Origin of the sequence: uncultured Aquimarina sp. (assembly GCF_947496855.1) — a bacterium.
Classification (GTDB): domain Bacteria; phylum Bacteroidota; class Bacteroidia; order Flavobacteriales; family Flavobacteriaceae; genus Aquimarina.
Map to the genome: position 1 here is coordinate 890489 of NZ_CANMED010000001.1, position 14859 is coordinate 905347.

General features: G+C 30.8%; 11 protein-coding genes. 6 read left to right on the forward strand and 5 right to left on the reverse strand.

What is annotated here, in order from left to right; genetic code table 11:
* Positions 1–92: 92 nt before the first annotated feature.
* Both Q0921_RS03955 and Q0921_RS03960 read left to right on the forward strand, forming a co-directional pair.
* Complete coding sequence (locus Q0921_RS03955) at positions 93–767, forward strand: class I SAM-dependent methyltransferase (protein ID WP_299253598.1); 675 nt, start codon at positions 93–95, stop codon at positions 765–767.
* The gene (locus Q0921_RS03960) at positions 764–1480 is read left to right on the forward strand and encodes a VanW family protein (protein WP_299253601.1); all 717 of its coding nucleotides are present in this window, start codon (positions 764–766) and stop codon (positions 1478–1480) included. Before Q0921_RS03955 ends, Q0921_RS03960 begins: the two co-directional genes overlap by 4 nt.
* Before the next feature lie 12 nt (positions 1481–1492).
* On the opposite strand, the gene Q0921_RS03965 is transcribed toward Q0921_RS03960, so the two are convergent.
* Positions 1493–2536, reverse strand: coding sequence for a helix-turn-helix transcriptional regulator (locus Q0921_RS03965; protein WP_299253604.1), 1044 nt, complete (start codon positions 2534–2536; stop codon positions 1493–1495).
* Between the two features lie 545 nt (positions 2537–3081).
* On the opposite strand from Q0921_RS03965, the gene Q0921_RS03970 reads away from it, so the two are divergent.
* The gene (locus Q0921_RS03970) at positions 3082–3906 is read left to right on the forward strand and encodes a M57 family metalloprotease (RefSeq protein WP_299253607.1); all 825 of its coding nucleotides are present in this window, start codon (positions 3082–3084) and stop codon (positions 3904–3906) included.
* A gap of 202 nt (positions 3907–4108) precedes the next feature.
* Here the strand turns inward: Q0921_RS03970 and Q0921_RS03975 are convergent, their stop codons facing one another.
* The 3 genes from Q0921_RS03975 to bglX are packed head-to-tail and all read right to left on the reverse strand — an operon-like array spanning position 4109 to position 9677.
* Positions 4109–5452: a gluconate:H+ symporter gene (locus Q0921_RS03975; RefSeq protein ID WP_299253610.1), complete on the reverse strand. Its 1344-nt coding sequence runs from the start codon at positions 5450–5452 to the stop codon at positions 4109–4111.
* 3 nt (positions 5453–5455) lie between these two features.
* The gene (gndA, locus tag Q0921_RS03980) at positions 5456–7372 is read right to left on the reverse strand and encodes an NADP-dependent phosphogluconate dehydrogenase (protein ID WP_299253613.1); all 1917 of its coding nucleotides are present in this window, start codon (positions 7370–7372) and stop codon (positions 5456–5458) included.
* A gap of 16 nt (positions 7373–7388) precedes the next feature.
* Positions 7389–9677 (reverse strand): beta-glucosidase BglX, encoded by a 2289-nt coding sequence (gene bglX / locus Q0921_RS03985; RefSeq protein ID WP_299253616.1) that lies wholly within the window; start codon positions 9675–9677, stop codon positions 7389–7391.
* A gap of 304 nt (positions 9678–9981) precedes the next feature.
* On the opposite strand from bglX, the gene Q0921_RS03990 reads away from it, so the two are divergent.
* The 3 genes from Q0921_RS03990 (at position 9982) to Q0921_RS04000 (ending at position 12804) form a co-directional block, all read left to right on the forward strand.
* Positions 9982–10830 (forward strand): UDP-2,3-diacylglucosamine diphosphatase, encoded by an 849-nt coding sequence (locus Q0921_RS03990; protein WP_299253619.1) that lies wholly within the window; start codon positions 9982–9984, stop codon positions 10828–10830.
* Between the two features lie 153 nt (positions 10831–10983).
* Positions 10984–12078 carry an adenylate/guanylate cyclase domain-containing protein gene (locus Q0921_RS03995; protein WP_299253622.1) on the forward strand — a complete coding sequence of 365 codons (1095 nt, stop codon included), beginning with the start codon at positions 10984–10986 and terminating at the stop codon, positions 12076–12078.
* Positions 12079–12219: 141 nt separating this feature from the next.
* Positions 12220–12804, forward strand: a complete 585-nt coding sequence (locus Q0921_RS04000; RefSeq protein WP_299253625.1) for a tRNA-(ms[2]io[6]A)-hydroxylase — start codon at positions 12220–12222, stop codon at positions 12802–12804.
* A 372-nt stretch (positions 12805–13176) separates the two neighbouring features.
* On the opposite strand, the gene Q0921_RS04005 is transcribed toward Q0921_RS04000, so the two are convergent.
* Entirely contained in the window at positions 13177–14841 is a 1665-nt protein-coding gene (locus tag Q0921_RS04005) for a serine hydrolase (RefSeq protein ID WP_299253628.1), read from the reverse strand.
* Positions 14842–14859 lie beyond the last annotated feature (18 nt).

A 14859-nucleotide genomic window follows, 5' to 3' on the forward strand; every position in this document is an offset into this window, starting at 1 on the left:
GAGTTAAAAGTTCTTTCAAAAATTCAATCTTATTAATTATCTTTCGATTACGGCAGAAAAATATTCCCATCGTTATCACATACCTATAAAAAGTGAAAGAGGAAATCAATCAATATTATGATAAAATAGCAGAAAATTATGATTCCAGTAGGTTTTCTAATTCATACGGGAAATATATTAACAATCAAGAAAATAGAATTTTAAAAAAATATTTAAATCAAGAAAACGTAAAACTAAATTTAGACTTAGCTTGTGGTACTGGTCGGTTTTTAAATTATGCTGATTACGGAATAGATATAAGTTCTGAAATGATTAAAATTTCTAAAAGTAAATTCCCCTCTAAAAATATTATTATAGGAGATGCGGAACAACTTCCTTATAAAAACGAATACTTCGAAAACATAATTTCTTTTCATTTATTTATGCATTTAGACATAACTACTATGGAAAAGATCCTTTCTGAAGTGAGTCGTGTTACAAAAAAAGAAGGTCTTTTTATTTTTGATATCCCTTCTTTAAAAAGGAGAAAAATATCAGGGTATCAAAGTGAATCTTGGCATGGTGGAAATCAAATAGAAGTAGAAAAACTCAAGAGTATTACTTATAAAGATTGGAATATGGAATGTTATTGCGGCATTGCTTTTTTCCCAATTCACAGAATTCCCAAAAAAATAAGGAAATTCTTTATTCTAATTGATAATATATTGTGTGAATCTTTTTTAAAAGAATACAGTTCTCATCTAACTTTTGTGCTTAGAAAAAAATGATAAGAAAAATTATTCCACCAAATATTAAAATTAAAATCCACTTAGTAAAGAATTTCATTTTTGATGTTTTTAATGGTTACTTCTTTTTATATGCTAAAAAACAACCAATGACCACTGATTTTCAATTCATTCATGAAATATCACAGCAATTAAAACCTAATGAAGCGAAAGAACAAAACTTAATAATTGCTATAAAATCTATTGAATGTTTTATTATTAATCCAAATGAAATATTCTCATTTTGGAAAATAGTAGGCAACCCTACTCTAAAAAAAGGGTATAAAGAAAGTCGATCTTTAGTCAACGGAAAAATAAAACCTTCAATCGGAGGAGGGCTTTGTCAGTTAGCTGGTCTTATATACTATAGTAGCTTATATGCCAATCTTGAAATTATAGAAAGACATAATCACTCTAAAGATATATATACTGATGAAACTAGGTTTACTCCATTAGGTTCGGACGCTACTGTTGCATATGGATATAAAGATTTGAAAATTAAAAACAACCTACAAACTCCCATTAAATTTACATTTAAAGTTACGGAAAAATCACTTACTATAAATCTGAATCATAATGAAATAATTCAGAAAAATGTAATTGAGTTTCATAAAACAATTGTAAATAAAAGTGACATTAAAGTAGTTACTTTAGTTAATAAGAAAGCTGAAATAGAATCGACTTATAAAAGGTATATAGTAAACGATCTATTATAAAACTTTAAACCCTTATAAAGAATCTAATTGAGTTTCTCTGAATTGTACTGCGGTGGTATTAGTTATTTTTTTGAAAGCTGTATTAAAAGAAGATATACTATTAAACCCACAATCATAAGCAATACTAGATATTTTATAGTTTTGATATTCCGGCAACTGCAATAATCGCTTTGCTTCTGTTATTCGATGTCTAGCGATAAACTGAGAATAATTTTCATTTTTACTCTGATTAATCACCTGAGATAATTGCTTAGAGGTTATTCCAATTTTGTTACTGAGTTTTGTTAATGTGATTTTCGGGTCTAAAAACAATTTTTCTTCATCCATTAGATATGTTAACTGATCCAAATAGACTTTTATATTCTGATTAGTTAATGAAGAATTAGCATACTTTTTATTTTCTATCTTAAACAAAAAAGGGTTTCTTAAAGCATAGATTAATAAAACAAGAACTATCGCTGAGAATAAAAAAGCTGTACTCAAATACGGGACTATACGCAAAAACACTCCAATCTGAATTAGTGACATCGCAATAGTCAGCATCGTAAAAAACAATAACCAGTAATATACCTTATAGGGTTTATGATTAGATTGGTTTTTATTTGCAAACAACCAATACAACGTATATAATCCGTATAATAAAATATGGGATAATAATCCTAAAAATATGATTCTGGAAAATACAGAATCATCATTTGGAATTACCCAACAAAATATTACAAACAAAAGCCATGGTGCATACTGAATGAAAATTGATCGCTTATTATTTATTTCATTAATTAAAAACGATCTCTTAGCATAAAACCATAGTGAAGGGCCAATTGCTAATAACAATCCAAGAAAAACATTTCGAATTATAGGGTCAATCGGAAAATAATTGTAAAATAGAGATTTACCAATCCTCAGGCTAATAGCCAAAAGGTACATTGCTAGAAATACATTGCCACTAGTTCGTTGTTCCTTCGTTATTATTAAGAATAACCCAAAGAATAATGCAATTATAAAACCTACACTACCCAATAACAATTCTATATGTTTAAAAATTTCTGGATTCATTATTAAACAAAGAAAGTAATTTTTCGCCTTTGTTTATCCCAATGATTCTATAAAGAGTCGTTTCCCTGTTATTAAAAATAAATATCGAATTAGATAGTTTGATAATCTCAAATCATATTATGCAATAGGGATGCAGAATTATTCAATAATCATAGCTATACTAAAAAACACATCTTAACCAAGATTGGAGAAAAAACTTGTTTTCTTATACTTTTTTTATAAAAAAATGTTAATTAGTGTTAATTAGTGTTAATTAGTTATTTCATAACTCAACTATATTATCATAAATTATAACATTAAATAATCTTCTTACATGTCATTAAATTTTAAATCTGCATAACGTTTAAACATATAATAAAGAGAGTTTTAATTGTTTTACTTTCAAAAATAATCGAATAGCCTAATTATTCCTTCATTCTATAAAAACCAGTCATTAGATAAGGTAATACCTCAGCCCGGAGCCCCTGATATAGGGCATTCTGTTAAAATTTACTTTTCAAATTATACATACATTTACTCCATACATAAACTCAAAAATTTTAATTATGAAAACAAATGTTTTAAAAATCTGCTTAGTACTTGTAAGTGCTGCCGTGATCTCTTGTCAATCCGACTCTGAAGTAGATACACTACAAGAACTCGAACAATCTCTAATTGGTACACAAATTAAATCTTTAGGTTTCAATACAGAAGGAATGTATGAAACTGAAATGGATGGTAAACTAGGTTATGCAATAGAAAGTGACATTTTCTTAGATAAAGAAATGATTCAGGATATGCTTAAAGCTTATGATCCTGATACTGATGAGAAACACTATGTAACTCCTAATTTATTACCTAGAGACAGAGCAATTACTGTTGATGTATTTTTAGATCCTGCTTTTAGTAATGTTATGGTTGCCGCTTTTAATGATGCATTAAATAGGTACAATGCAATAAATATTAACCTTACATTTAGAAGAACTTTTCAACGAAATAGTTCTGATATTGCTATTCTTTCAGAAAATATTCCTAACACTCCAACAGGAGGTGTTGTTTTAGGACGAAGTGCTGGATTTCCTAGAAATAGTAGACCTGCTACTCCTATTGTATTAAACTCTAGGGTATTTGGTGGAACTAGCGTTCGTGCAGATGCGGCAACTGTTGTTGCCCATGAAATTGGCCATGCAATTGGATTTCGTCACACTGATTGGGACGATCGTTCTTTTAGCTGTGGTGGTAGATTTGATCAAGAAAATCGTTCTGGTGCATTATATGTTCCTGGCACTCCAGAAGGTGCAGAAGCTGGTTCTTGGATGTTGGCTTGTAGCGGAGGAAACGATCGTCCATTTACTGCCTCGGACAGAACTGCTTTAAGGTTTGTATACTAATATTATTTAAAATAATAGAATAGTATCTAAATAAACAGAGAGTCTGAAAAGTATCATTAAATTGTTAAACTGATAATTTATTATTCTATTCCTTTTCAGGCTCTCTTTTTATTTTGTGCTGATTACAATCCAAAAATAGATATCTAAGTAATGACTGTAGATAATTCTTATTAATCTGTAACTTAAACCAGTTCTAAAATAATTAAAAGATATACCACAAAAGTAATGACATCAAAACTCCTGTAACTGCAATCAACGTAGTCATAACCGTCCATGAACGAAAGGTTTGTTTCTCTGTCATTCCCAGATATTGACCTACTAACCAAAATCCACTATCATTTACATGGGATAAGATTGTTGCTCCAGAAGCTATGGAGATTACAAAAAGAGCAATCTGTGCAGCACTAAAATCTCCCGCCAAAATAATCGGTGATGTGATTCCTGCCGCTGCAATCATAGCAGTCGTAGCTGAACCCTGTAAAACTCTAATCAAAGCTGCCACTATAAATGCAAATAGCAATGGATGTATATAAGAGCTCTGTAGTGAAGAAGCTAATAATTCTCCTGCTTTAGTATCTACTAATATTTGTTTAAAAGCTCCACCAGCACCAGTTAATAAAATAATCGCTCCTGCTGGCTTGAAAGATTTCATTGATAATTTTAAAAGTTCATCCTTAGTAACGCCTCTCTTTATTCCAAGAAAATACCAAGCTATTAAATTAGCTATAATCAAAGCTGTAAACGGATGCCCTAAAAGTGTAATCATATATACCATCGATTTAGGCAATACATCTTCACTAAACCAATCACCTAACAAAACTGTTTTTAATACTATTAATAAAATAGGTAAGGCTATAATTATTATAATACTAATTGGATTTGGTGGATTATCAATAATTATATTGGACTCATCAGTTTCTGGAACTACTAAAACTATTTTCTTAGCAAGATATTTTCCTAATATTGGTCCACTAATAATCGCAGCTGGAATACCTGTGATAAATCCAAATACAATTACCCAACCAAGATTAGCGCCTAATATATCTGCTACAGCAACCGGACCTGGAGTAGGTGGAATAAAACTATGTGTGATTGCTAATCCAGCTAATAAGGGAATTGCATAAAGCAATAAAGATTTTTTAGTTTTTCTTACAATCGCGTACACTATTGGTACTAAAATTATAAAAGCTACATCAAAAAAGACTGGAATTGCGATTATAAAACCTGTAATCATCAATGCCCAAGACGCATTTTTTTCTCCGGCCAATTTAAGGATGTAATTAGCTAATCCTTGCGCACCTCCAGAATTTTCTAACAAACCACCAAACAATGCTCCTAAACCTACAACCGTAGCAACAAAACCAAGGGTTCCTCCCATTCCATTCTTAATACTATTAAGAATGTCATCTGCTGGTAATCCTGCGACAATGCCAACTAAAATGCAAACAATAAGCAATGCAATAAATGCTTGCATTCTTAATTTCAGGATCATAAAAAGTAATGCAATGATACCTACTGCTACAGCAATTAATAATTGATAGTCCATAAATTAGTGTTTCCAGTTTGTGTGAAAATATTGATCTAGTGATGTATCTACTCTTTGATAGGTATGCGCTCCAAAATAATCCCGTTGTGCTTGTATAATATTTGCCGATGACTGAGCAGATGTATATGCTAAAAAGTAGTTAGTCGCGGCAGAAAAAACTGGCAATGAAAATCCAGCTTTTAAGCCAATAGAGACTATTTCTGAAAGTGAAGTTACTCTAGGTTTCATGATAGTAACTATATCAGGAAACGTTAACAAAGAAGTATCATTGTTATTAAAAAACAACTCCCAAATTTGTTCCATTAAATCACTTCGTATTATACAACCGTTGGTCCATATTCTTGCTATTTCAGACAAGTTTAGTTCCCAATTATATTCTTTAGAAGCTTCTTTGATTAACTCAAAACCAATATGATGATTAATAATACTAGTCGCTTTAAAAGCCTTTTCTAAACTTTCAACAAATGCGGTATTATCTAAAGCAATAGTAGTTGTTTTTAGCTGATATATCGCTGAAGCTTCTACACGTTGAGATTTCATTCCAGAAATATTACGAGCCATTACAGACTCTGAAATTGTAGACAAAGAAACCCCTAATTCTAAAGCAGCATTAGTGGACCAACCACCTGTTCCCTTCTGCCCTGCTTTATCTAAAATTTTATCAATTAGAAAATCATCTCCTTCTTTTTCAAGAAGAATACCTGAAGTAATCTCTAATAAATAACTTTTTAGTCCATTCTCAATCCACTTATCAAAAATGTCTGATATTTGAATTGGAGTTTTACCAGCATAAAATCGCAATATATGATAGGTTTCTGCCAATAATTGCATTTCTGCATATTCAATGCCGTTATGAACCATTTTTACAAAATGACCTGATCCTTCGGGTCCTACGTATGTGCAACAGCTATTACCATTCTTATCTCTTGCTGAAATAGTTTCTAAAAACAATCCAGATGTATCATATGCTTTTTTCGAACCACTCGGCATTATTGATGGACCTTTTAACGCACCTTCTTCTCCACCTGATATTCCTGTTCCTAAAAAATCAATTTCATGTTTAGCAAGTCTTTTACTTCTTTCTAATGTAACCTTATAATGAGAATTCCCTCCATCAATAATGCAGTCTTCTTTAGAGAGCAACGGAATTAATGAATCGATTACTAAGTCAACCGGTTTACCTGCATTTACCATAAGCATAATGGTACGCGGTTGTTCTAGTGAACTTACAAAAGATTGCAAATCATCAAATCCCAGTACATCATCGCTATCTGGCTGCTCACTCACAAATTTTTTTGCTACATCAACCTCATAATTACCCATCTGTCTGTTATATACAGAAAGTGTGAAATCTTTAGATAAAAAGTTTTTAGCTAAACTCTTACCCATCACACCCAATCCTATAAGACCTAACTGCGATTTATTTGTGTGCAATTTAGATTTAATTTCATTCACTATTTCATCACTGTTTTTATCTATATTTATTACGATACCTTCTTTTGGCTTTTCTAAGGTTTCAAACTGGGATACCAACATTTCTTTTTTAAAAAAGTGGTGTTTTCTTACTTCCATTCGATGAGCAATCAAATCAAAACTTCCTTCCAGAAATATCCATTCTATATATTCCGAATCAATAGATTGTAGAGTTTCTCTGTACTTTTGCTTTAAAGCGGAACAAGCTAATACTGCTCCATTTTTAGTGCTCCAATAACTAATTTCATTAGCCATTTTTTTTAACCAAGGTGCTCTATCAGTATCATCCAGTGGAAATCCATTTGACATTTTCTTAATATTGCTTTCCGGATGAAAATCATCAGCATCAAAAAACGGAATCTTAAAATCTTTAGCTAATGCCTTACCGATAGTAGTTTTTCCACTTCCGGAAACTCCATAAATAATATATACAACACTTTTATTCACTATATCATTATTACTTTTATTCTAACGTAAATTCTAATTCATTTGCTTCATCCATCGAATGTTTACTGACCCATAATTTGAAATCACCTGGTTCTGTAACCCATAGTTTATCTTGTCCATAAAAAGATACATCATCTGTAGAAAAATTAAATATAACTTCTTTTGATGCTCCTGCTTCTAAAGTTACCTTTTTAAAACGTAAGAGTTCTTTAACTGGTCTAGTTAAGCTACCAACCATATCTCTAAAATACAACTGTACGGTTTCTTTAGCTTTAATATTTCCTGTATTGGTAATAATAGTTTTTACAGTAATTGTATCTCCAATTTTAGGGTTAGCGGATGAAATACGAACATCTGAATATTTAAAATTACTATAACTTAACCCATACCCAAAAGGGTACTGTGGTAAAAAACCTGCATCTAAATAATGTGAGGTGTTACCAAGAGAACTTTGCCAAGCTGCAATGGGTATTGAATCCATATGTACAAATTCTTCTGGAATCACAGGTCTACCAGTATTTTTGTGATTATAATGAATCGGAATTTGCCCTACTTCTTTTGGCCAAGTAACTGGTAATTTCCCTGAAGGTGAAACTACCCCTGTTATAATATTTTTTAAAGCTGGTCCACCCATAGTACCTGGATGCCAAGCCATTAACACAGCATCTACCTTATCTATAATATTACCCAAAGTAATTGGTCTACCGGCCATAATAACTAAAACAATTGGTTTTCCTGTTTTATGTAATTCATTAATTAATTCTTCTTGAACTCCTGGAAGATTAATATTGGCTCTACTATGCGCCTCTCCAGAAAGAATAGCTTCTTCTCCTGCAAAAAACAGTATTACATCCGAAGATTTTGCTGTATTTATTGCATTACCAAAACCTTTGGTTGATTTATCTCTACTGTATGATACCCCTTCACTATATTGAATCGTATACTGACCATCTTGCTGAAATGATTTTAATGGAGTAATTGTATGTTCCTTTTCGCCATCAAAAGTCCAGGTTCCTAATTGTTCATGAGGAGCATTTGCTAATGGACCAATAATCGCTAGTTTCTTTTTTGAATTTATTGGTAATAGATTATTAATATTTTTTAACAAAACTGTACTTTCCGCAGCGGATTCTTGTGCTGATGCTAAATGTTTTTTATCATAAAGAATTGTATCATTGGAATCGAAGTATGGATTATGAAATAGCCCTAATCTAAATTTTATACGAAGGATATTTCTAACAATTACATCTAATTTTTTCTCAGAAAACTTACCTTCTTCTATTAATTCTTTTAAATAATCTTGATACGAAGTACTAGTCATTTCCATATCCAACATTGCATTTATAGATTTCTCTGCTGCCTCCTTTTTATCTTTTGCAAATCCGTGATTTATCATTTCTATAATCGAGTTCCAATCACTTACAACAAAACCATCAAAACCCCATTCATCTCTTAAAATATCTTTTAGGATATATTTATTAGCAGATGCCGGAACACCATTAAGATCATTGAAGCTAGTCATAAAAGTTGCCGAACCAGCATTTACGGCAATCTTGAATGGCTTTAAATAAACATTATGTAATAAATTCTCATTAATATTCGCTGTATTGTAATCCCTTCCTCCTTCTGCTGCTCCATACCCTATAAAATGTTTTGCACAGGCCGCCATACTTGTTGGAGATGATAAATCTTCTCCTTGAAAACCTTTTATATATGCTTCTGCCATAACACCTGTTAAATAAGGATCTTCTCCAGCTGATTCAGCAATCCTACCCCATCTAGGATCTCTTGATATATCTAACATTGGGGCAAAAGTCCATCTTATTCCACTGGTACTTGCTTCTATCGCGGCTACTCTAGCACCTTCTTGTACTAACATGGGATTAAATGAAGCCGCCTGCCCTAGCGGAATAGGGAAAATTGTTTTGAAACCGTGGATTACATCTCGTGCAAAAATTAACGGAATCTTGTTAGGACTTTCTTCAACAGCTAACATTTGTAATTCTTTAGCATCTTCTTTATTCATTATATTAAGAAAAGAGCCTATCTGCCCCTTTCTCACAGCTTCTTTAAGATCTTTAGGCAACTCTTTTACTCTACTAGATTTACCTCTTTGGGCTGTTTGACCAATTTTCTCTTCTAAAGACATATTAGAAAGTATACTGTCTATCTTATACGCTATTGGATCTTTTGATTCTTCTTTTTTTGAAGTATTAGTAACTTTAGATTCACAGGATAGAAATAAACCAAGTAAAACAGTTAACAGTAATCGTCCTGCATAACTTTTCATTTGTAAAAATGCCATAAAATAATTTTAATTAGAGAAAGATTTTTTTCAATTTTTCAGTAAGAATACTGTTAAGATTTCCAAGACGAATTTAGATATACTTCAGGATAAGAAAAAAGTAAAACAAACCAATTCTTTAGTTGTTAAGAAAGTATATAGAAACTTTGTATCGAAATACAGACAACTTTTTAGGGAATGAAGGCTATGTATTAACATTAAGATAACATAGGTGTTGTATACGGTATGAATCATAACAATCTACTTATAATCAGTTAATTGTTTTTTAATCTATGTGTGGTTAATTTGGAGCTTACTATAGTTTATGAAAAAACGTATTGTAGAAGTTGTTGTGATTTCTGATATCCATCTAGGGACATTTGGGTGTCAAGCAAAAGAATTGTTAAATTACCTAAATAGTATAAAACCGAAAACACTTATTCTGAATGGGGATATTATAGATATTTGGCAATTTAGAAAACATTACTTTCCAAAATCACACCTTAAAATTATCAAAAAGATTATCAATTTTGCTTCAAAAGGAACTGAAGTTATTTACATTACTGGTAATCATGATGAGATGTTAAGAAAATTTAGTGATACCAAAATGGGTAATTTTCAATTAGTGGATAAAGTAGTTTTAGAGCTAGATAATAAAAAAACCTGGATATTTCATGGAGACATTTTTGATGCTTCTATACAAAATGCAAAATGGCTAGCAAAACTCGGTGGTTGGGGCTATGATATTCTAATATTAATAAACCAACTTATGAATTGGTGTTTGGTAAAGTTTGGTAAAGAAAAATTCTCTCTATCTAAAAAAATCAAAAACAGTGTCAAAAAAGCTGTAAAATATATAACCGATTTCGAACAAGTGGCAGCGGATTTAGCTATTGATAATAATTATCATTATGTAATTTGCGGACATATTCATCAACCTCAAATAACTAAAAAATTCAATAAAAATGGATCCTGTATGTATCTAAACTCTGGTGATTGGATTGAAAACCTAACAGCTTTAGAGTACAATGAGAAAAAGTGGAAACTTATAACGTACCACAATGAAGATATTGAAACCGGAACATCAGTTGATGACGAAATAGAAGATCTAGATATTAGTATAGAAAATATTCAAGCATCTTTTGCTATCAGTAGCCTAATAAAAAAACAATAATTTATTTTTAATTAAGGGATAGTTAATACTTCTTTTTAAACTACAACAATGTAATCAATCCTTTTACCGATAAATTGTTAATACACAAATTATTATTCCTAAATTTGAAAGAGTAATACTCTCTTAACCGATTCGTTAACATTCATACTTTTAATGAGTATACTTTCTCCTTTAAAAAAAAGACTACTATATAGGATTGTTCCTTTCATTATACTTTTTATCATTTCATCTTTTATTTATTTATTTTTAGAAAAAGGAATTCTCGGTAATGCGACCCATTACCCTTCTACAAACAACCCTTATAACTTTACTAACAGTATCATTATTTCCATAATTTCTGCAACTCTTTTTGGATTGATTATAGGTTCCTTTGAAGTATTATATTTTAGTAAATTCTTTTCTTCTAAAAGCTTTATAAAAAAAATAATATACAAAATAGCTTTTTATATAACTGTAGTAATTATTTTCTTAATTAGCACTGCTACTATATCATTCATAGTTGAATTTAATACTAATTTATTTGATAAAAACGTATGGATAAACTTGCGTAATTTTGTTACTAATATTGCTTTTTTCAGTATTATATTATATATCATAGCGACTATTGGATTTTCTTTATTTTATCTAGAAGTAAGCGATAATATTGGCCAAGAAGTATTATTTAATTTTTTCACTGGTAAATATCATAAACCGATTGAAGAAGAGAGAATTTTTATGTTTTTAGACATGAAATCATCAACAACCATCGCTGAAAAATTGGGTCACGTAAAATACTTTGAAATGCTAGCGGAATATTATTCCGATTTATCTAATGCTATAGTAAAACATCAAGGTTTAGTTTATCAATATGTAGGAGATGAAGTAGTAGTTTCCTGGACTTTGAATAAAGGGCTTAAAAGTGATAATTGTATTTATTGTTTTTACTCTATGCAAGAAGCTCTCAAAAAACAATCTCCAAAATATCTTGAACGATTTGGAGTTTTACCAACATTTAAAGCAGGGTTTCATTGTGGAATGATTACAGCCGGTGAAATTGGAACTATAAAAAAGGATATCGTGTTTACCGGAGATGTTCTCAATACTACAGCTAGAATTCAAGGGCTTTGTAACACATATGAACAAGTAATTCTTATTTCTGATGATTTAGTTCAGAAATTAAAAATGAATTCAAGTTTTACCTACAAGACCATAGATAAGACTTCTTTAAGGGGGAAAAACGAACAAATGGAATTATTTACAATATCTTAAGAAGAAACTTATATATGTAAAGGGAATTTTCTAAATTGATTTAAAATCGACAAAATTATTAAGAAATTCCATTTTCAAAAACAAAATCTGTAATACGTATCTTTGGCTAGATAATCCAAATCCTACAAAAATAAAAAGATTATGCTTGGTTTAAAATTAGCTACTGATCCTCGTTGGGCTGCATTAGTAGAATCAAATATTGAAGAAATCCTTACAGATCATGCGTGGTGCGAACAAAAAGCAGCAACCAATGCAATTACAATCATCACATTAAACTCTGAACATGAAGATCTTGTAACCGATTTATTGATCTTAGCTCAAGAAGAATTAGAACATTTTCAAATGGTGCATGAACTTATAAAAAAACGTGGTTATACATTAGGTCGTGAGCGAAAAGATAGTTATGTAAATGAATTATTTAAATATAAAGCAAAGCAAGGTGGAAGTCGACAGCAAGGATTAGTCAATAGATTACTTTTTTCTGCTATGATTGAAGCTCGTAGCTGTGAACGTTTTAAGCTTCTTTCCGAGAAAATAAAAGATCCCGAATTATCAAAATTCTATCATGATCTTATGATTAGTGAAGCAGGTCATTATACCACATTTATTGGTTTTGCTCGAAAATATGGAAAAGATATTGATGTAGATAAGCAATGGCAGGATTTACTACAATTTGAAGGAGAACTTATCCAAAAATACGGTAAAAAGGAAACGATACATGGATAACGATACTGTCGAGTGGTGGGAAAAAAAAAGACGATGGTTTAATCTCGCTGTAGGGCTGACTGGAATTATAAGTATCTTTTTTTTTGGCCTTTTTTGTATTCAGAAATAGTATCAATAATTGTATGGGGAATTATTGCTAATATTTTCTACTCAGTTGGGATTTTATCTGAACTATTGGACTTATATTACTTAAAGGGAAAAGCAAATTTACATAAGTATAGGTATCCATTTTTTATTGTCGGAACTTTAGCCTATTGTTTAGTAACCTATTATGTGGTCTGGATGAGTTACTTATTTGAAATTGAAAATTTCTAAATAAAAAGACTTCCAGGCTTAGTTAACTAATAGGCTCATAAAAGTATCTTTACTATTTTATTCTATTCGCTTAGCAGGCATTTGTCTTCCTCCTTGATTTAAGGTCAAACTATCTATTGTTCCTTTATTATTTTTATTAAATGTGATTTCTGCCGGCACTGCTTTTAAGAAAAATAATGTTTCACTTTCTGCAAAAATCTCAAATTTAGGTTGACCCGTAGTCACTACATATATTGAATTTCCTTCAACAGTAATATCTATAATAAAATTTGGTTGGAGTTCATACTTACCTACATATTGTTTTAAAATATCTGGAGCGACTGTTATAGATTTTCTTTCTGCAGGAGGTGCTTTATCAATTCCTTTTCCAATAAAGCTTTCCTTAGCAGTTTTAAAAACTGTTTGCCGTTTACCATCATCCGTCAAAGAAAAAGTATATGAAATAGTTCCATCATCAAAAATAAATGAACCATCTTTCATCGGAAATATTTCAAATTCTCTTAAATTCTCGCCTTCTTTAAGACTAAATAATTTACTATCTTTTAAAATTATATGCCTTATTACCTCTTCTTCGAATTGATAAGCACCGACCCATTGCTTTACTTTATCAATAGATAATGCTATTGCATCTTTTTTATCTGGAATCGGCTTCCCTATCACAGCAGCTGCTACTTTCATAGTAATGTCACGTACATTTTTACAATTACAATTCGTGAGTCCTATTACATACACATTCTCTTTTTTAAGAAATATCCCATTCGTTGTATATCCAAAAATACCTCCACTATGTGCATATCCTTTAGAACCTTGTATATCTGTTTTACTCCAACCGTATCCATAGTTAATTTCTTCCCCATTATTCAATGTAGAACCATTAATAGCTTTTTCTAAACTCGCTTTTTTAATAAGGGTATTTGCACTTATTGCATTCTGCCATTTTAACAAGTCATCTACTGTAGACATCAATGATCCAGCGGCATATGGTAATGTCAAACTGAGATAATCTGCATTCAAATATATATCTCCTTGTTGTTTATACCCCAATGCTCTATTTTTTATAAGCTCACTCATACTTCCGTAGTAAGAAGAATTCATATCTATCTTCTCGAATATATTCTTCTCTATAAAGTTTTCGTAGGTATCTTTTGTAATCACTTCAATAATATAGCCTAAAAGTATATAACCCGAATTATTATACTTAAACTCTTCTCCAGGATCAAAATCCATAGGCTCATCTTTAAAAACATCAATCAATACTTTTGGAGTCATATCAGTACGGGCAGATTTCATAAAACTATCCATCCCTGTATAGCTTTTAATACCAGAAGTATGGTTCAATAGATGATGAACCGTAATCTTTTTACCATTGGTAGGATAATCAGGAATATATTTTGTGATCTCATCTTCAACTTTTAATTTACCCTGTTCCTGCAACATTAGGATCGCTACCGCAGTAAATTGTTTAGTTATTGAAGCTATTTCGAATACATTTTCGGGTTTTAAAGCAACATCTAATTCTAAACTAGCTTTTCCAAACGCTTTTCGATATAATGTTTTGCCATCTTTTGCGACTAAAATTGAGATTCCAGGTTCATCTGCTGTATACATCGAAGAAATGATAGCATCAATTTCTTTTTCCATGTTTTGAGCTTGTACAGTAGAGAATATTACTGTACAGGTAAAGAATAATAAAAAGAATTTAATTCTTTGTAATGATTTCATGTGATTGCTATTTTGACT

Excerpts from the sequence above, each read along its gene's own strand:
- Q0921_RS03970 (WP_299253607.1), top strand. The coding sequence starts at position 3,082 with ATGAAAACAAATGTTTTAAAAATCTGCTTAGTACTTGTAAGTGCTGCC.
- Q0921_RS03960 (WP_299253601.1), top strand. The coding sequence starts at position 764 with ATGATAAGAAAAATTATTCCACCAAATATTAAAATTAAAATCCACTTA.
- Q0921_RS04005 (WP_299253628.1), bottom strand. The coding sequence starts at position 14,841 with ATGAAATCATTACAAAGAATTAAATTCTTTTTATTATTCTTTACCTGT.
- Q0921_RS03995 (WP_299253622.1), top strand. The coding sequence starts at position 10,984 with ATGAGTATACTTTCTCCTTTAAAAAAAAGACTACTATATAGGATTGTT.
- Q0921_RS03965 (WP_299253604.1), bottom strand. The coding sequence starts at position 2,536 with ATGAATCCAGAAATTTTTAAACATATAGAATTGTTATTGGGTAGTGTA.
- Q0921_RS03975 (WP_299253610.1), bottom strand. The coding sequence starts at position 5,452 with ATGGACTATCAATTATTAATTGCTGTAGCAGTAGGTATCATTGCATTA.
- Q0921_RS04000 (WP_299253625.1), top strand. The coding sequence starts at position 12,220 with ATGCTTGGTTTAAAATTAGCTACTGATCCTCGTTGGGCTGCATTAGTA.
- Q0921_RS03990 (WP_299253619.1), top strand. The coding sequence starts at position 9,982 with ATGAAAAAACGTATTGTAGAAGTTGTTGTGATTTCTGATATCCATCTA.
- bglX (WP_299253616.1), bottom strand. The coding sequence starts at position 9,677 with ATGGCATTTTTACAAATGAAAAGTTATGCAGGACGATTACTGTTAACT.